Source organism: Sphingomonas sp. KC8 (assembly GCF_002151445.1).
Classification (GTDB): domain Bacteria; phylum Pseudomonadota; class Alphaproteobacteria; order Sphingomonadales; family Sphingomonadaceae; genus Sphingomonas_E.
Map to the genome: position 1 here is coordinate 2,622,547 of NZ_CP016306.1, position 18,015 is coordinate 2,640,561.

Annotated in this window: 18 protein-coding genes; 6 read left to right on the forward strand and 12 right to left on the reverse strand. The window is 65.9% G+C overall.

Translation table 11 applies throughout. The features are described from left to right. Positions 1-138 precede the first annotated feature (138 nt). Genes KC8_RS12365 through KC8_RS12380 form a run of 4 tightly spaced genes read right to left on the reverse strand, consistent with a single transcriptional unit; the run spans position 139 to position 4,743 of the window. On the reverse strand, positions 139-2,568 hold the full coding sequence (locus KC8_RS12365; protein ID WP_086495567.1) for a TonB-dependent receptor domain-containing protein: 2,430 nt from the start codon (positions 2,566-2,568) through the stop codon (positions 139-141). After that, positions 2,541-3,476, reverse strand: coding sequence for a FecR family protein (locus KC8_RS12370; RefSeq protein ID WP_010123147.1), 936 nt, complete (start codon positions 3,474-3,476; stop codon positions 2,541-2,543). The genes KC8_RS12365 and KC8_RS12370 overlap by 28 nt, the downstream gene beginning before the upstream one ends. A gap of 48 nt (positions 3,477-3,524) precedes the next feature. After that, complete coding sequence (locus KC8_RS12375; RefSeq protein ID WP_029624215.1) at positions 3,525-4,040, reverse strand: RNA polymerase sigma factor; 516 nt, start codon at positions 4,038-4,040, stop codon at positions 3,525-3,527. Between the two features lie 13 nt (positions 4,041-4,053). Further along, entirely contained in the window at positions 4,054-4,743 is a 690-nt protein-coding gene (locus tag KC8_RS12380) for a YggS family pyridoxal phosphate-dependent enzyme (protein ID WP_010123144.1), read from the reverse strand. A gap of 58 nt (positions 4,744-4,801) precedes the next feature. On the opposite strand from KC8_RS12380, the gene KC8_RS12385 reads away from it, so the two are divergent. After that, positions 4,802-5,299, forward strand: coding sequence for a thiamine phosphate synthase (locus KC8_RS12385; RefSeq protein WP_232455525.1), 498 nt, complete (start codon positions 4,802-4,804; stop codon positions 5,297-5,299). A gap of 74 nt (positions 5,300-5,373) precedes the next feature. Here the strand turns inward: KC8_RS12385 and KC8_RS12390 are convergent, their stop codons facing one another. Then, the gene (locus KC8_RS12390) at positions 5,374-5,694 is read right to left on the reverse strand and encodes a c-type cytochrome (RefSeq protein ID WP_010123142.1); all 321 of its coding nucleotides are present in this window, start codon (positions 5,692-5,694) and stop codon (positions 5,374-5,376) included. 498 nt (positions 5,695-6,192) lie between these two features. Continuing rightward, the gene (locus KC8_RS12395; protein WP_010123141.1) at positions 6,193-6,732 is read right to left on the reverse strand and encodes a hypothetical protein; all 540 of its coding nucleotides are present in this window, start codon (positions 6,730-6,732) and stop codon (positions 6,193-6,195) included. Between the two features lie 423 nt (positions 6,733-7,155). Between KC8_RS12395 and KC8_RS12400 the strand changes: the two genes are divergently transcribed. From KC8_RS12400 to holA, 4 genes are read left to right on the forward strand one after another with little or no spacing between them, the layout of a single operon-like run. Further along, a complete protein-coding gene (locus tag KC8_RS12400; RefSeq protein ID WP_010123140.1) occupies positions 7,156-7,599 on the forward strand; it encodes a DUF3576 domain-containing protein in 444 nt (147 codons plus the stop codon). A gap of 11 nt (positions 7,600-7,610) precedes the next feature. After that, complete coding sequence (gene leuS / locus KC8_RS12405) at positions 7,611-10,130, forward strand: leucine--tRNA ligase (RefSeq protein ID WP_010123139.1); 2,520 nt, start codon at positions 7,611-7,613, stop codon at positions 10,128-10,130. Then, a complete protein-coding gene (gene lptE / locus KC8_RS12410; RefSeq protein WP_010123136.1) occupies positions 10,127-10,624 on the forward strand; it encodes an LPS assembly lipoprotein LptE in 498 nt (165 codons plus the stop codon). Before leuS ends, lptE begins: the two co-directional genes overlap by 4 nt. After that, entirely contained in the window at positions 10,621-11,649 is a 1,029-nt protein-coding gene (gene holA / locus KC8_RS12415; protein ID WP_010123135.1) for a DNA polymerase III subunit delta, read from the forward strand. Before lptE ends, holA begins: the two co-directional genes overlap by 4 nt. A gap of 73 nt (positions 11,650-11,722) precedes the next feature. On the opposite strand, the gene KC8_RS12420 is transcribed toward holA, so the two are convergent. From KC8_RS12420 to KC8_RS12445, 6 genes are read right to left on the reverse strand one after another with little or no spacing between them, the layout of a single operon-like run. Continuing rightward, positions 11,723-12,622 (reverse strand): ParB/RepB/Spo0J family partition protein, encoded by a 900-nt coding sequence (locus tag KC8_RS12420; protein ID WP_010123134.1) that lies wholly within the window; start codon positions 12,620-12,622, stop codon positions 11,723-11,725. Further along, complete coding sequence (locus tag KC8_RS12425) at positions 12,619-13,401, reverse strand: ParA family protein (protein ID WP_010123133.1); 783 nt, start codon at positions 13,399-13,401, stop codon at positions 12,619-12,621. The genes KC8_RS12420 and KC8_RS12425 overlap by 4 nt, the downstream gene beginning before the upstream one ends. Then, complete coding sequence (locus tag KC8_RS12430) at positions 13,398-14,039, reverse strand: 16S rRNA (guanine(527)-N(7))-methyltransferase RsmG (RefSeq protein ID WP_010123132.1); 642 nt, start codon at positions 14,037-14,039, stop codon at positions 13,398-13,400. The genes KC8_RS12425 and KC8_RS12430 overlap by 4 nt, the downstream gene beginning before the upstream one ends. Beyond that, positions 14,036-15,898 (reverse strand): tRNA uridine-5-carboxymethylaminomethyl(34) synthesis enzyme MnmG, encoded by a 1,863-nt coding sequence (mnmG, locus tag KC8_RS12435; protein WP_010123131.1) that lies wholly within the window; start codon positions 15,896-15,898, stop codon positions 14,036-14,038. Before mnmG ends, KC8_RS12430 begins: the two co-directional genes overlap by 4 nt. 56 nt (positions 15,899-15,954) lie before the next feature. Next, the gene (gene mnmE / locus KC8_RS12440) at positions 15,955-17,232 is read right to left on the reverse strand and encodes a tRNA uridine-5-carboxymethylaminomethyl(34) synthesis GTPase MnmE (RefSeq protein WP_029624210.1); all 1,278 of its coding nucleotides are present in this window, start codon (positions 17,230-17,232) and stop codon (positions 15,955-15,957) included. A gap of 28 nt (positions 17,233-17,260) precedes the next feature. Continuing rightward, positions 17,261-17,497 (reverse strand): DUF6489 family protein, encoded by a 237-nt coding sequence (locus KC8_RS12445; protein ID WP_010123127.1) that lies wholly within the window; start codon positions 17,495-17,497, stop codon positions 17,261-17,263. Positions 17,498-17,562: 65 nt separating this feature from the next. Between KC8_RS12445 and KC8_RS12450 the strand changes: the two genes are divergently transcribed. Next, positions 17,563-18,015, forward strand: a complete 453-nt coding sequence (locus KC8_RS12450) for a methylated-DNA--[protein]-cysteine S-methyltransferase (RefSeq protein WP_010123125.1) — start codon at positions 17,563-17,565, stop codon at positions 18,013-18,015.

An 18,015-nucleotide genomic window follows, 5' to 3' on the forward strand; every position in this document is an offset into this window, starting at 1 on the left:
GAAGTTCTTTCCCTTTCGCGATGCGGCCTGCCCCCGGCGCCTGTTGGACGACAGGCACGGGGATCGGCCGTCATGATGCTTGACGGGGCCGAACGCAGGCAGCCTTGGCGGCAGCGGAAATTTTTCGGGTGGCGGATTTCAGAAGCGCGCGTCGAGCCCCAGACGCAGCGTGCGCGGGCGCAACGGGGTGATCTGATCAACCCGGTTCATCAGGAACGGGGTGCCCAGCGCGAAACGGTTGCCGACGGCATCGGCCAGATTGGTCGCCGCCAGGGTGACGCCCAGTTCGGGCCGGCCGATCCGGATGCTGAGCGACGTATCGAGATAATCCCCCTGCGCTTCGCCAAGGACCGGCCCGACCCCCAGCCGCGACCGGCCGACATAGCGCAGATTGGCCATCAGCCTGAGATCCAGATCATCCGTGATCAGGGCGCGATAATCGATGCCGCCACGCGCGGAAAATTGCGCGACATTGGGCAGTTGCGACAGGCGAGCCGCCGCCAGCAAGGGCACCGGATCGCTCACCTTGCTGTCGTTCAACACGAACGCCCCATCGATCCCCAGCCCCGGCAAAGGCCGCCAGCCGGCATTCGCGGCCAGCGAATAGATGCGGCCGTCGCCGATATTGGCGGTGGTCGGCAGGCCGGCGGAATCAATGAAGTCGGCCTGAATATCGTTCCAGCGTGCGTAGGAGAAGGTAGCAGCGACATGGAATGGCCCCCGGCCGGGCGCGCCATAGCGCAGACCCGTTTCCCATGTGGCGATATGATCCTTGCGGAAACGGCGGACACCCTGATCCTCGATCGCCAGTCCCCCCGGCCGGAACCCTTCCTGATAGCGGGTGAACAGGATCAGATCGGGCAGCATCGTCGCGGCCAGCGCCAGCGACGGCATGACATTGGTTTCGCCGCGCCGCGCGCGCAGCCGGACATTGGCATCGGCAAAGTCGGGCGCAACGGACTGCCCCTCACCCAACAGGCGCGAATAAGTGAGCCGCCCCCCGGCGGTGAACGTCAGCCCGCGCATCAGGCTGATGCTGGCTTCGCCATAGCCGGTATATTCGTCGATCCGGTTGGTGACGCCGGTCAGCGGCAGCGGCATGCCATCCGGCCCCAGCGAACGGGCCAGTCGCGCGCGATTGTGGAGATAGCTGGCTCCCACCACCCAGCCGAACCCGTCGCGCATCGGCCGCGACAGGCGGCTTTCGGTGGAAAAGAAATGCGTGTCGTTTTTCTGCGTGAAGACGCTGGGCATCCCCACCGGCGCCATCGTCAGCAATGGCCATTGCCGATTCGCCGAAGCATCGTTCGCCGGCAGGCCGGCCGGAATCGTCGCGTCGAAGCGTTCGTCGATCCGCTGGTGCGCAATGCCCGTCGACGAAACGAAGCGCACATCATCCCACGCCTTGGCGATGACGAGATCACCCAGCGCATAGCGGCCGGTGAACCCCTGATCGATCAGGCTGGATCGGCTGAGACGGGGGCCATCGCGATCGGCATATTGGCTATCGTCACCATCGATCCGCTGCACGGTGCCGCCCAGATCGATCACCCAGCCATCACCCGGCGCCATCCGCACCGTCGCCCGACCGCCCCAGGTGCGCGTGCGATTGACATCGTTGCGCCCCAGGGCCGGATTATCGATATAGCCGCCTTCGCTGAGACCGTAGCCGACAACGCGCAGCGCCACCGCATCGCCCGCGACCGGCAGGTTGAGCATCGCGCCCACATCCGCACCCGGATCGCCATGCTGGGTGACGCTGGCGCCAACCGACGCACCGCCTTCGATCACCCCCAGACGTGGCGGATTGCGGATGACGCGGATAATGCCCCCCAGCGACCCCGCCCCATAGAGCGTGCCGTTCGGCCCTTCGAGCACCTCGATCGACGCGATGTCATACAGCTTCAGATCGGGATCCGGCGCATTGTAGCTCAGCCGGACATCGCCGAAATATTGGCCGACAGTGGCCTGCGTCGGCCCGGTGAAGCTGGAATCGGCGATGCCGCGGATGAACAGCTTGTTGCGCCCGGCCCCCAGATGCGTGGACGACAGGCTAGCCAGCCGCGCCAGAATCGCATCGGTGCCGCCTTCCCCGCCAAAGGCCAGATCACGCCCGTCGAGCACCACCACGGTACCGGGATATTCGCCCAGCCGAACCTCGCGCTTGGTGGCGGTGACGACGATATCGTCGCCGGCCGCGATCGCGGGGGCCGCCGAGGCGACGAGCGGCGCCGGCTTTGGCCGCCCCTGCCCGACGATGCGCCAGCCGCCGCCTGCCAGCGGTTCGGCGCTGCCGCCCGCCGATCGCGCCAGCCGCGCCAGCGCGTCACGCGCGGGCATGTGGCCACGCAAGGCCGGCACCCGCCGCGCCCACAAGCGCGCATCGGGAACGCTGACGGACAGGCCGGCCTGCGTGGCCAGCAGCGCCACGGCATCGCCCAGACGTCCGGCAGGCAACGCGATCGGCAACGCCGGTGCCGCCATCGCCGGCGCCGAAGTGATCAGCGCCGCAAGCGGCGCGCACAGGAGGACAGGGCGGATCACCGGGCCTTGGCGGCGAGAATCCATCCCTGCTGCCCGCGCTCGACTGTAACGTCGAGCAATGGGCCCAGGCGGGCGAGGAAACGATCCGTCTCACGATCGAGCATGATCACGCCGCGGAACGGGCGCGCCGCCACCTCCGGCGACGCATCAACCGCCAGGCCGAGGTTGCGACGGATATCGGCAGCAACCAGACCCAGCGGCGCGCCATCGTAAACCAGCCGGTTCTGACGCCATGCCGTCATCGCTCCCGGATCGGCGCTGCCGCGCGTGATGACCGGATCATCCGCGCGCACCCGCAGCGTTTGCCCGGCGCCAACCGCCACCGCTTCGCGCTTCGGATTATAGACCACCGCCCCTTCCGCCACGCCGAGCGACAGATTGCCGCCTTCGCTGACGACATTGAATATGGTGCCGATATCGCGCAATTCGGCGCCGGCGGCGTGGACGATGAACGGCCGGCGATCATCATGGACGACGGTGAACAGCGCCTCGCCGGCATCGAGCGTGGCCAGACGGGGGTTGCGGCGATCGAGAGTGATGCGGGTCGCGCCGTTGATGTCGATCCGGCTGCCATCCGCCAATGTGATCGTGCGGCGTTCGCCCGGCATCGTCGCGATGCTGTAGGGATCAGCGCGCGCAGGCAGCAGCGTATAACCGGTCGCCGCGACCAGCGAAGCGGCCACCGCCCCCCCGATCCAGCCGCCGAAACGTCGCCGGGTGACAGACGCCGACCGGATCGGCGCGGGTGGCGGCGACACGGCGATCAGATCGGCCATGTCAGCATCATCCGCCGCCATCGCCTGATAGATGGCAGCACGCGCAGGATCAGCTTCGAGCCAGTCGGCGAACGCCTCCCATTCGACGAACGCGGGATCGCGCTGGCGAACCAGCCAGTCGAGCGCGTCGGCGCGGATTCGGGTTTCGTCGGTCATCACCACGATTCCATGACGGAGTCGCACCGCGCCAGCCTCAACACGCTTTCATTCCGCATCGAACTGGCCCTTGAGATCGATCATCGCACGATAAGCGCGGCGCAAATCGGCTTCCACCGTCGACAGGCTGACGCCCAGTTCAACCGCGATCTCGCGCTGGGGAACACCATCGATACGGTGGCGGCGAAACGCGGTTTCGACGCGCGCACCAAGATCGGCCAGCGCCGCCTGCGCCCGCTGCAATTGCTGGCGTGCGATCAACGCCCGGTCGCTGGCTGGCGCATCCGACACGCCGACGATCGTGCCCCCCGACACCTCGCTCCATTCGCGATCACGCCGTTCGGTGGTGCGCGCCGTGCGATGCCGGTCGACCATCAGGTTGTTGGCCGCGCGATACAGATAAGCGAGCGGCTGACCCACCGGCCCCGCCGGCACATCCGACACGCGCAGCCATAATTCCTGCAACAGATCCTCCGCCGCTTCCCCCGCGCCATGCGCGGCCAGAAAGCGGAGCAGCCGATCGCGATTTTCGAGGAAAACCGCCTCAAGGCCACCGGGCACCATAAGCGGCCCGGCTTCAGCCTGCCCGCGCGCCGAACAGCGCGGTGCCGACCCGGACATGCGTCGCGCCCAGCATCACCGCGGTTTCATAATCGCCCGACATGCCGATGCTGAGGCCAGACAGGCCGTTATCACGCGCCAGCTTGGCCAGCAGCGCGAAATAAGGCGCGGCTTCGGTATCCGCCGGCGGCACCGCCATCAGGCCGATGACCGGCAGATCGCCCCCCCGCGCCGCCGCCAGCAACGCCGGCAGATCGGCGATCGCGCAACCGCCTTTCTGATCCTCATCCCCGATATTGACCTGGATGAAACAATCCGGGCGGCGGCCGACACGGGCCATCGCCGCAGTGAGGGCAGCCACCAATGACGGGCGATCAACCCCATGAATCACATCGAACAGGCGCACCGCATCCTCCGCCTTGTTCGACTGGAGTTGACCTACATGATGCAGACGTAGCCCCGGCGTCGCAGCCTTGAGCGCGGGCCATTTGCCTTGCGCCTCCTGCACGCGGTTTTCGCCGAAGCTCAAATGGCCGGCAGCGATCAGCGGCGTGATTGCATCCACCGGCTGGGTTTTGGAAATGGCGATCAGTTCGACGGCGGCCGCCTTGCGGCCGGCACGTTCGGCGGCGCGCGCAATCCGGGCGCGAACCGCGTCGAGTGGGGGAAGATCGTCTTCGGCGATGGGGTCTTCGTGCGGAACCATGGTCGCTGCTATAGGCAGCGACATGATCCACCGCCAGCCTTGCCCGCGCCTTTGGTTGATGACCGACCCCCGGATGGGCGATGCGCTGTGGAGCGCCCTAGCGCGATTGCCCGCCGGCACCGGCATCGTCTTTCGCCATTACGGCCATCCCGCCCGACGCGCCTTGTACGATCGGGTTCGCACAATCGCCCGTGCGCGGCGGCTGGTGCTGGTGCTGGCGGGGCCACCGGCTTTGGCGATCGCGTGGCGAGCCGACGGCGCGCATGGCCGATCCCCCCACCGCCGCGTCGCCCGCCCGCTGCTGCGCACCGCCCCGGTGCATGGAATGCGCGAACGGACCGCCGCGATCCGCACCGGGGCGGATGCGATCTTCGTATCGCCGGCGTTTGCGACGCGATCCCATCCGGGGGCAGCCCCGCTGGGCGTGGTGCGATTCGGGTTGCTGGCGCGGGGTGCCGGCACGCGAATAATCGCGCTGGGCGGGATGAATCCGTCCCGTGCCAGACGGCTGAAGGCGCTGGGCGCCGATGGCTGGGCCGGGATCGACGCTTTCTAGGGGCCGATGCGATTCAAGCCAGCTTTGGTCAAGGCAGGTTTGGGCCGGCGACTCCACACCGATTCCAGCCCAATTCAATCAGACTGGCTGCGTAAATAGGCGATGATATCGGCGCGATCGAGCGGATCAACCATCCCGGCAACCTGCATCTTGGTGCCAGCTACCAGTTTTTGCGGATTGGCGATCCAGGCGTCGAGCGTTTGGGCATCCCATCTGCCCCCGGCCGTGCTCAGCGCCACCGTATAGCCATAACGCGGGCGATGCTGGCCCAGCGCCTGCCCAAACACCCCGTAAAGATTGGGGCCACCGGTGTCCGGCCCGCCCTTGCCAATCGTGTGGCAAGCCGCGCAACGGCCAAATTTGCGGGCGCCGGCGTCCACATCGGCAACTTTCAACAGCGCCTCAAGCGTAGGATTGGGGCCAGCCGCACGCAGGCGCTCATCATGTCTGTCGTCCCCGCAGCCAGTGAGGATGGTTGCGAACAGTAGGCATGCTGCGACTTGAGCTCGCAAATGACTGGCCTCCTTCAAGGAGAGCCCCATAGCGGGGGCCAGTGGAGTGCGGCAGCGGACCAATTGTCCCAGTGCGGCGCCTGCATTTTTGGGACGCGTGGACATCCCCCCGACGTTTCAGCCATTCTGCGGGAACGAGACTCTCGCCGAAAGCGGACGCTTGTCCCGCATGTGGACTTGTCCGCGCGTCCTGGACCGACTGGAGTTCCTCCTCTTCAAGGGAGGGGTTGGACGGCGACCGGTTCGATGGACATGCAAACTCCCGACACAATGGATCCCCGCCTGCGCGGGGATGACAATAGTGTGTGATCGCATCGGGAGCAGCTAACTGCCCATGGTCGTGTGAATCAGCCGCACGAACCCGCGCAGCCGGCAGCCCGATCAGAAGCGGAAGGCGGTGCCCACATAAACCGCCTGGCTGTCGCGGCGCTCATCGTCGAGCGGCGTCATCGTCCGATCGCGCTGGAGACGATAGCGAATGCCGCCCGTCACATCGAGATTGCGGGTGAGCGCATAGGAGCCGCTGAGATCAGCCGAAACGACTTCTTCTTCGCCGATCAGGCGCGAGCGCAGATCGATCGGGCGATCGGCGCCGATCTGGAACTTGGTGCTCCACTTCGGCGCGATATAGCTGACGCCGACATCGACCGCTTCCCGGCCGGGCAGCACGCCACCATCGACCCGGGCCACTTCGCCGGTGAGCGCGAACCGCTTCCAGCCGACAGCAACACCAAGATTGTAAGCGGTGGGGGTCAGCCCCGACGATGGCGCGGACACGATCCGCTGCGCTTCTTCCTTCGTCGACGCGCGGGCGCGCACGGCGACGGTGACGCCACGCCGGCTGCCGCCGGACGATGCCGGGGTAAAGCGGAAACCGCTGCCACCACCACTGACGCCCGCACCACTGAAGGCGGCGGACATCCGCGGATTCGCAGCGGCGGGGGTGAACGAGCCGAGACTGCCCGGCGCGCTCAAGGATATGGCCGGGGCGCGCTGTTTCGCGGGCTTCACCGACGCGGAAATCGCAGGCGAAAGCGCGAGAGCGCAGGCTGCAACTGCAACCCCCGCCCATCCAGCAGCTTTTCGACTCGCGATCATGACGACATTCTTCTCCCTGTTATCTGCGCCTAACATGAACGCGGCCGATGGTTCCACTGGTCATCCGCGAATTTCCACCTGCTGTTGCACTATTTCCACAATCGCGCGTATCGACGCGGCCCATCCTATCCATTTGTCACCCCAGCCCTGACGCAAGAGCCAAGACATTCGCGCGCTGCTTGCGCGCTTGCGGGGCGGGCCGGAGCATCTATAACGGCCGGGAATATCAGTTCCGAGGATCGTTTCATGGCTCGCTCGTCCGTTTCAAAGACCGCTTTGGCCGCCGCGCTCATCGCGCTGACGGCTTTGTCCGCCTGTGGCGGCGGCAAGGAGCGGCCCAAGGCGGACCTCGCCGCGTCACGCGTCACCACGATCGGCGTCAACGCCTATCTGTGGCGTGCAGCCCTAGACACGCTGTCGTTCATGCCGATGGCGCAGGCGGATTCGAACGGCGGCGTGCTCGTCACCGACTGGTACGTCAATCCGGCCGTGCCGAACGAACGGATGAAGGTGACGGTGACCATCCTCGATCAGGACCTGCGGGCCGATGCGCTGCGCGTCGCCGCATCGCGCCAGCTGATGCAGAACGGCCAGTGGGCCGATGCCCCGGTGCAGGCGGCAACGGTGCAGAAGCTCGAAGAAATCATCCTCACCAAGGCGCGCGATCTGCGCCGCAACGCCGTCGGCTGAAGTAGATTATCATGACAACGCGGTTTAACCCGCAGGCCGCGGATACGCGCTGGCAGGCGGTATGGGACGAGCGCGAGACTTTCCGCGCCGACGATGCTTCGCCCAAGCCCAAAAGCTATGTGCTGGAAATGTTCCCCTATCCATCGGGGCGCATCCACATGGGCCATGTGCGCAACTATACGATGGGCGACGTGCTCGCCCGGTTCCGGCGGATGACCGGGCATGAAGTGCTCCACCCGATGGGCTGGGACGCGTTCGGCATGCCCGCCGAAAATGCCGCGATGGAAAAGAAGGTCCACCCCGGCGCATGGACCCGCGACAATATCGCGGCAATGAAGGCGCAGCTGAAGCGCCTTGGTTTCGCGCTCGACTGGAGCCGCGAACTCGCGACCTGCGAACCCGATTATTACGGCCACGAACAGGCGCTGTTCCTCGATCTGTATGCGGCGGGCCTGGTTTATCGCAAGGAATCGGCGGTCAACTGGGATCCGGTCGACATGACCGTGCTGGCCAACGAACAGGTGATCGACGGACGCGGCTGGCGTTCCGGCGCGCTGGTTGAACGGCGCAAGCTCAGCCAGTGGTTCCTGAAGATCACCGATTTCGCCGACGAGTTGCTCGATGGTCTCGCGACCCTCGACCAGTGGCCCGAAAAGGTGCGGCTAATGCAGGAAAACTGGATCGGCAAAAGCCAGGGCATGCGCTTCACCTTCCAGCTGGATGCGCCCGCGGCAGGCCATACGAGCTTCGACGTGTTCACCACGCGGCCCGATACGATGTTCGGCGCGAGCTTTGCGGCGATTTCGGTCGACCATCCGATCGCGCTGGCGCTGGCCGCGCAGGATGCGCAACTCCACGCCTTCGCCGACGATTGCCGCAAGACCGGCACCGCCGCCGCCGAAATCGAAACGGCCGAGAAGAAGGGCTATGATACCGGCCTGTCGGTGGTCCATCCGCTCGATCCCACGTGGAAGCTGCCGCTGTTCGTCGCGAACTTCGTGCTGATGGATTATGGCACCGGCGCGGTGTTCGGCTGCCCCGCACACGACCAGCGCGATCTGGATTTCGCGCGCAAATATGCGCTGCCGGTGGAACGGGTCGTCGCCCCCTCGCCCGAGGACGCATCGGTTGCGATCCAGGACGAAGCCTATACCGGGCCGGGCAAGCTGGTAAATTCGCGCTTCCTGGACGGGATGAGCGTGGATGACGCCAAGGCGGCGGTGATCGCACGGGCCGAAAGCGAGAATTGGGGCACGGGCACCACCGTATGGCGCCTGCGCGACTGGGGCGTTTCGCGCCAGCGTTACTGGGGCACGCCGATCCCGATCATCCATTGCGACGCCTGCGGCCCGGTTGCGGTGCCCAAGGATCAGTTGCCGGTGGTGCTGCCCGAAGACGTGACGTTCGACGTCCCCGGCAACCCGCTCGATCGCCATCCGACCTGGAAGCATGTCGCCTGCCCAAGCTGCGGCGCGGATGCCCGGCGCGAAACCGACACGCTCGACACCTTCATCAATTCGTCCTGGTATTTCATCCGCTTCGCCAGCCAACCCAAGGACAAGCCGTTCGATCGGGCAGTGGCCGAACAATGGCTGCCGGTGGGGCAGTATATTGGCGGGGTCGAACATGCGATCCTCCATCTGCTCTATTCGCGCTTCTGGACGCGCGCGCTGCAGCGGATCGGCCAGATCGGCGTGGCGGAACCCTTCACCGGGCTATTCACCCAAGGGATGGTGACGCACGAGACGTACAAGGCGCCCGACGGCCGCTGGCTCGCGCCCGAGGATGTGGAAACCAGGGACGGGGTGTTGGTGACTGTCGAGACGGGTGAGGCGGTAACGCTCGGCCGGATCGAAAAGATGTCCAAGTCCAAGAAGAATGTCGTCGATCCGGGACCGATCGTCGACCAATATGGCGCGGACGCGGTGCGCTGGTTCATGCTGTCGGACAGCCCGCCCGAACGCGATCTGGCGTGGAGCGAGGCGGGGATCGAAGGCGCGTGGCGCTTCGTCCAGCGGCTGTGGCGGCTTGCCGGCAGCCTGGCCGGGGCCACCGGCGAAGACAAGGATCTCGACCGCAAGCTCCATCGCGCGATCGCCGGCATCGCCGAAGATATCGAGGCGCTGTCGTTCAACAAGGCCGTCGCCAAGCTGTATGAACTGGCCAATGCGATCGAAAAGGCGCCGGCATCCGCTTCACGCGATACCGCCGTCCGCATGATCGTCCGGCTGGTGGCGCCGATGGTGCCGCACCTGGCCGAAGAGGCCTGGGCGCTGATCGGCGAAGCGGGGCTGGTGGCCGATGCCGCCTGGCCCGATGCCGATCCGGCGCTGCTGGTGGACGATGAGGTGACGATCGCGATCCAGATCAACGGCAAGCTGCGCGACACGCTGACAGCGCCCAAGGGCACCGACAAGCCAACCTTGGAAGCATTGGCGCTGGGATCGGACAAGGTGCTCCGCCTGCTCGAAGGCAAGACCCCGAAGAAGGTGATTGTCGTGCCCGACCGCCTCGTGAACCTCGTCGCATGATCCGCGCGCTGCCTGCGCTGTTGCTGGGCGCGGTCGCGCTTTCGGGCTGCGGCCTGCAACCGCTGTATAGCGGTGGCAGCAGCGGGACGGTGGCGCGATCGCTCAGCGGTGTCGAGGTGGCCCCGATCGACGGGCAGGCCGGCTGGCTGGTGCGCAACGCCATCAACGACCGGCTGGTCGCCAGCGGCCCCGGCGAAAAGCGCTACCGGCTGGAAGTGGTACTCGACGATCAGCTCACCGGCTTCGGCGTGCGCACCGACAATGCGGTGACGCGCGAACGGCGGACGCTGCGTGCCCGCTACAAGCTGGTCGAAGGCACCACCGTGGTGGTCGATGCGACGGCGGGGTCGGACGCCGGCATCGATGTCGTCGGATCCGAATATGCCACGATCGCGGCCGAACAGACCGCGCTGGAACGGCTGGCGCAGGATATCGCCGACCAGATCGTCACCCGGCTCGCGCTCTACGCCAAGCGCACCGCGCCGGAGCAATGAAGGCCAACCTCCGGCAGATCGAACAGGCGCTCGACCGCGCCGATCCAGCCATCCGTTTCTATCTACTGCATGGTCCCGATGAATCGGCCTCGCGCGCGCTGGCCAGACGGATCGCCAAACCGCTGGGGACCGACGCCGAAAAGGTGGAGCTGGCCGGCGGCACGCTCAAGGCCGACCCGGCCTTGCTGGCCGACGAAGCGGCGGCAATCGCCCTGTTCGGCGGTCCGCGCTACATTCTGATCGATCCGGCGGGCGACGAGATACTCGACGCGGTGGACGCGCTGCTGGCGCTGCCCCAGGCCGGCAACCCAGTGATCGCGGTGGCAGGCACATTGCGCAAGGATGCCAAGCTGCTCAAGCTGGCAACGGCAAGCGACGCGGCAATGGCCTTCGCCAGCTATGCCCCGGAAGGGCGCGACGCCGATCGCCTCGCGATCACCCTCGGCCGTGATCATGGCCTGTCGCTTACCCCCGATGTCGCCCGCCGGCTGGCAGCGGCCGCGGGCAATGATCGCGCGGTGCTCGATCAGGAACTTGCCAAGTTTGCGGCCTATCTGGACACTGGCGACGATCGCCCCCGCGAACTGGGCCACGACGCGCTCGACGCGCTGGGCGCCGACAGCGAGGAAGGCGATCTGGGCAAGCTGGTCGACGCAGCGTTGAGCGGCGATATCGCCGCCGCCGATGCCGAACTGGCCCGGCTGCTCAGCATCGGCACCGACGCGATACCGATCGTCCGAACCTTCCAGCGCCAACTGCTGCTGCTCGCCCAGTTGCGCGGTGAAGTGGCCGAAGGCCAGTCGATCGACGCGGTGATGGCCGGGCCCGCCGGGCGCGCCGTGTTCTGGAAAGACAAGGACAAGATGGCCCGGCTGATCGCCCGCTGGACCCCACAGGCCATCGCCACCGCGCTCGGGCGGATGGCGGAGGCCGGACGGCTGGTGATGCGTTCCGGCGGGCCAGGCGCCATCGTCGTGGAAACCGAAATCCTGGCACTCGCCCGCGCCGCCCACCGGATGCGCTGATCCCCGGGAACACTGGATTATCGGCAACCGGGGCTACGGGGCAAGGGGTTAACCCCTTGCCCCACGCGCCGTTTCAGATCGGTTCGCCACTCAATCGCTGGCAGATCATGTCGAGTTGATCGAGCGACGAATAAGCCAGCGTCACCGCCCCGCCCTGCCCATCATGCTGGATCGAAACGCGCAGCCCGAGCATGTCGCCAAGCTGCCGTTCCAGCGCGGCGATATCCGCATCGCCATTCTTGGGTTCGGCAGGGGCGGCCCGGCCGGTTGCCCCCTTCGCCTTGCGGGCGAGCATTTCGGTCTCCCGCACCGAAAGCCCCTTGTCGACCACTTCGCGCGCCAGCGTTTCGGCATCGCTCGCCGTGATCAGCGCGCGCGCATGGCCCATCGACAGCGCGCCATCCGCCACCATCCCGCGCACCGGGGCAGGCAAATCCAGCAACCGCAGGAGATTGGCGACATGGCTGCGCGATTTGGCAACCAGCCGGCCCAGCACTTCCTGCGTATGGCCATAATCGCGGATCAGCCGGCTATAGGCCTCGGCTTCTTCGATCGCGTTGAGATCTTCCCGCTGGATATTTTCGATCAGCGCAACTTCAAGCGTTTCCGCTTCGCTGAAATCGCGCACGATCACCGGCACTTCATGCAGCTGGGCGCGTTGTGCCGCGCGCCAGCGACGCTCGCCGGCCACGATCTGGAACGACGTGCCGTGCGGCCGCACCACGATCGGCTGGATCACCCCACGGGTGCGGATCGACTGGGCCAGTTCATCCAGCGCATCTTCGTTGAAGCGACGGCGCGGCTGCCCCGGATGGGGGCGGATCGCCGCGACGGCGACGATCTGAACACCCGGTGCGCGCGGTTCAGCGCCATCCTGCGCCACCGGCTGTTCGCGCGCGGCTTCACCCAATAAAGCCGACAGACCCCGGCCAAGCCCCGAAGGACGGCGGCGGATCGCCGCGTCCTCGCTCACGCGGCCACCGCCGGCTTGGGAAGACGCGCGATCAATTCACGGGCCAGCGCCATATAGGCTTCCGATCCGGCACACCGATAATCATAAATCAAGGCGGGAACCCCATGGCTGGGCGCTTCGGACAAGCGCACGTTGCGCGGAATCACCGTCTGGAAAACCACCGCGCCAAGCGTTGCGCGCACATCCTGCGAAACCTGTTCGGACAGGCGATTGCGCCGATCATACATGGTGAGCGCAATCCCGAGAATGCGCAGTTCCGGGTTGAAGCGCGCGCGCACCCGTTCAATCGTGGTGAGCAACTGGCTCAACCCTTCCAGCGCAAAAAACTCGCACTGCAGCGGCACCAGCAAGGATTGCGCGGCAACCAGCGCGTTGACCGTCAACAGGCCAAGCGACGGGGGGCAATCAACCAGGCAGATATCCCAGCGCCCCGGCGGTGCGGCGCTTAGCGCATCGTCCAGGCGATGCGTGCGGTTCTCAAAGTCGATCAGTTCGATCTCGGCACCCGACAGATCGACCGTCGCGGCGATCAGATCGAGCCGCGGCACCCGCGTCGCGATCACCGCTTCGGCAACGGTCGCATCCCCTGTCAGCAATTCATAAGACGATCGCACCCGCGCCGCCTGATCGACACCAAGACCGGTCGACGCATTACCCTGCGGATCCAGATCGATCAGCAGCACGCGCGATCCCGTCGCCGCCAGCGCCGTCGCCATGTTGATCGCGGTGGTGGTCTTGCCCACCCCGCCCTTCTGGTTGGCGATCGCAATCCGAATCATCGTGCTTTCCCCGCGCTCAGAGTTTTCGGCCTGACATTGGTGGCGACGACGACGCCCGCTTCGGGATCGGTGACGCTCGCTTCGATCCGAAAGGCACCCTGCCACGTTTGGCGCACATGATCCAGTTCGGTTTGCGCGCTTCGTCCCTTTGGCAGCACCCATTGCGTCGTCGGCGTCGCAAACCGATGCGCCAGTGCCAACAGCCGGTCGAGCGGTGCGAACGCCCGCGCGCTGATTACTGAAAATGGCTGCGATTCGACTATTTCGAGCCGCTGGCCCACCACCGTCACCAGATCGGCAATCCCCATCCGATCGGCCGTTTCGACAAGAAAATCGATCCGCTTGCGCCGCGATTCCACCAGGGTCACGGCCCGTCCGCCAAAGGCCGCGACAACCAGGCCGGGAAAGCCGGCGCCGGCCCCCAGATCAAGCCACGGCCCCGGAACGCCAAAGCGCAGCAGCTGGGCGGAATCGACGATATGGCGCGCCCAGATGGCCGGGACGGTCGATGCCGCGATCAGATTTTGCCGGCCGCTTTCTTCGACCACACAGGCGACCAGCGTGTCGAGCCGCTCCCATGTTTCACGTGGAACATCGATATGATCGGCGATCCAGGCGCGGGCTTCATCCTCCGTCATGCCGCGCGCCGCCGCACCTGGACCAGAATCGCGGCCAACGCAGCGGGCGTGATTCCGCGCATCCGGGCGGCCGCGCCGATCGTTTCCGGGCGGGCCTTGCCCAGCAGTTCGACCATTTCGTTCGACAGGCCGGGTATCCCTTCATAATCGAGATCGCCGGGCAACAGCACGGCCTCGTCGGCCCGCAAACGACGGATCTCATCCTCCTGCCGCGCAAGATAGGGGGCGTAGTGCGCATCGGTGCGAAATTCGTCGATCACATCCGTCGGCACCACGGCCAGTTCGGGCGCGAGGCTTAGCAAAACCTCTCGTCCCACACCCGGAAAGCGCAACCACTCGGCAAGGCTATGGACGCTACCGTCGCGCGTAACCTCCGCACCGGCCGTGATCATGCGGTCGGCGGAAACACGCGCGGTCGTCGCCGCGGCGATCTGGGTGAGCATCGCGCTACGCCGTTCAAACCATTCCCGGCGATCGGCGCCCACCGCTCCTGCCGCGATCGCCGCCCCGGTCAGGCGGGCATGGGCGTTGTCGGCCCGAAGCCGCAATCGATATTCCGCGCGCGCCGTCAGCATCCGATAGGGTTCGGTCACGCCGTGGAGGACCAGATCGTCGACCATCACGCCAATATAGCTTTCGGTGCGATCGAACCGCATCGGCGACCGATCCGCCACCTCGGCCGCCGCAGACAGCCCGGCGACCAGCCCCTGGGCGGCGGCCTCCTCATAGCCGGTCGTGCCGTTGATCTGCCCGGCCAGAAACAATCCGCTCACCCCGCGTACGGCAAGCCGGCTGTCCAGCGCGCGCGGATCGATATGATCATATTCGACGGCATAACCCGGTTGCACGATCACGGCGCGCTGAAGCCCGGCGATGCTGCGCACCATGGCATCCTGCACATCGATGGGAAGCGATGTGGAAATGCCATTGGGGTAAACGAGATGCGTGTCGAGGCCTTCAGGTTCGAGAAAGATCTGGTGCCCGTCGCGATCGCCGAAACGGACCACCTTGTCTTCGATCGACGGGCAGTAACGCGGCCCCTGCCCTTCGATCACCCCGGCATAAAGCGGCGAACGATCGAGGCCCGCGCGAATGATCGCATGTGTTTCCGTTGTGGTGCGCGTGATCGCGCAGAATAGCTGCGGCGCAACCCGGCCCGGCCCCATGGGCGACATCGTCCACGGATCGCTATCGGATTCCTGCCGTTCCAGCGCCGCCCAGTCGATCGTGCGGCCATCGATGCGCGGCGGCGTACCCGTCTTCAGGCGGGCAATCGGCAAAGCGAGTTGCTGACGCAATTGATCCGCCAGAAGAACCGAAGCCCCTTCCCCGACGCGACCGCCAACGACGCTATCCATTCCGAAATGGAGGCGGGCGTTGAGGAAGGTTCCTGTGGCGAGCACCACGGCGCGCGCCGGTAGCGAACGGCCATCGGCCAGCACGATACCCCGGACATCGCGATCATCGATCCCCTGCAGGATCAATGACGCGACCTCGCCTTCCACAATCGATAAGGTTGGCAGATCGGCCAACATCGCGTGGATGGCGGCGGTATAGCGTTTCCGGTCGGCCTGGACGCGCGGCCCCTGTACCGCCGCACCCTTGCTGCCATTGAGCATCCGATAATGGATCGCCGCATGATCGGCGGCGCGGCCGATCAGCCCGTCGCACGCATCAACTTCGCGGACCAGATGTCCCTTGCCGAGGCCGCCGATCGCAGGATTGCAGGACATCGCGCCGATCATGTCCCGCCGCATCGATACCAGTGCAACGCGAGCACCCATGCGGGCGGCAGCGGCAGCGGCTTCAGTACCGGCGTGGCCGCCACCGACGACGATGATATCGAAACTGTCGGACATGGCCCCAGCCGCTATGCGACAGGGCCGATCAAGTCAAAGTTGTTCCACGTGGAACATCATTTTCCGATGCAGAAACGGCCGAACAGCCCATCGAGCATGTCTTCGATTCCCGCCCGGCCGGTGACCCGATCAAGCGCAAGGCGCGCCATCCGCAGACCTTCGGCGAACAACAACGCGTCCGGCATGTCGCCCAGGCGCAATGCCGACATTGCTTCGCCAAGCGCCGCGCGTTGACGCGCATTGATCGCGATTTCGGATTCACGCGGCAACAACGCTGCCGCCCGCTCGACCAGCAAGGCGCGCAATCGATCCATCCCCTGCCCCGTGACGGCAGACACCGAAAGATCAACGGCACCCGCCCGCACCCCGGCAACATCGCATCGCGCCGCAAGCTTGATCGTCGCGGACGATATCGGCGCCGTCGCAGGATCACCGAGCCACAACAGGATATCCGCATCGTCGACCGCATTGGCCGCACGGGCAATGCCGATCCGTTCAACCGGATCATCCCCGTCACGCAGGCCCGCCGTATCGATCAACAGCAAGGGCCAGCCATCAAGCGAAACCGGCGCTTCGATCAAATCCCGCGTCGTACCGGGAATATCGGTTACGATCGCCGCATCACGCCCGGCAAGCGCGTTGAACAAGGTCGACTTGCCGGCGTTAGGCGGGCCGGCCAAAACGACACGAACGCCATCGCGCAGGCGTTCGACCGGCGGGCCGGCGAGCATCGCGGCAATATCGTCGCTGACGCGCGCCGCAATCGCCCGCGCCGGTGCCTCGTCCGACGGAACGTCGCCTTCATCCCCGAAATCGAGGATCGCTTCGATCCGCGCCGATGCTTCCAGGATGGCATGACGCCAGTCATCGACACGATGGCTGAGCGCACCACCGACAACCGCTAGCGCGTTGCGCCGCTGCATTTCGGTTTCCGCCGCCAGCAGATCGGCCAGCCCTTCGGCTTCGGCCAGATCCATCACGCCATTGGCAAAGGCGCGTCGTGTGAACTCACCCGCCTGTGCCGGCCGCACCCCCGGCAACCGGCCAAGCGCCTGCTGCACCGCTGCAACAACCGCCCGGCCGCCATGAACGTGAAATTCGGCCAGGTCCTCCCCCGTCGCGGTGCGCGGCCCGGGAAACCACAAGCACAACGCATGATCGAGCCTGGCGCCACTGGCCGGATCCACCAGCCAGCGCAACGACGCCTGGCGCGCCCGCGGAAGCGATCCGGCCAGCGCCATGAACGCATCAACCGCCGCCGGCCCGCTGATCCGGATCACCCCGATCGCCGCCGGCGGCGATCCGCTCGACAAGGCGAAAATCGTCCCGGACATCGTCATGCCGCCCTGTTTCCATCAGGATTCACTTCTTGGCGGAACCGCTCATCTGATCGAACAACTGCCGCCACACCCCCATCCCAGCTTCGCCCATGGGCGCCCAATTCTGGATCAGGTTCGATACCATGTCGGGCGTGATGCCTTCTTCGATCGTGCGTTTCATCTTGCCCAGATAGATTTCATGCACGCTGCTGAGATCGGGAAGCCCCATGAAGCGACGCGCCTCTTCCGGCGTGCAATCCACATCGACGCTGATCTTCATATTGATCGTCCCCTGGCTTGAGCGAGCACTCCCCATGCTGGTAAAGCGTTCGGGGAGAAGGGTCCATGTCGCACGCAACATTCCAAAGCCCGATCGGACCGATTTTCGTGTCAGCTTCGCCGATCGCGCTGACCGGATTGCGGATCGGCGTGCCAGAACAGACTGACGATCCCAATCCCCTGCTTCGGGAAGCAATCGCCCAGCTGGCCGCCTGGTTCGATGGCCGGCTGGACCGGTTCGACCTGCCGCTTGCACCGCTTTTATCCCCGCGAGGCGAAGCCCATCGCGCTGCGATCTGCGCGATTCCATATGGTGATACAGCCAGTTACGGCGAAATCGCCCGCCAGATCGCATCATCGCCACGCGCCGTAGGGCAAGCATGCCGGCGCAATCCGTTACCAATCATCGTCCCCTGCCACCGCGTGCTCGCCGCCGCTGGCGCGATCGGCCATTATACCGGGGGCGATGGTATCACGACCAAATATTGGCTCCTCAATCACGAACAAGAGAAGGTTTGA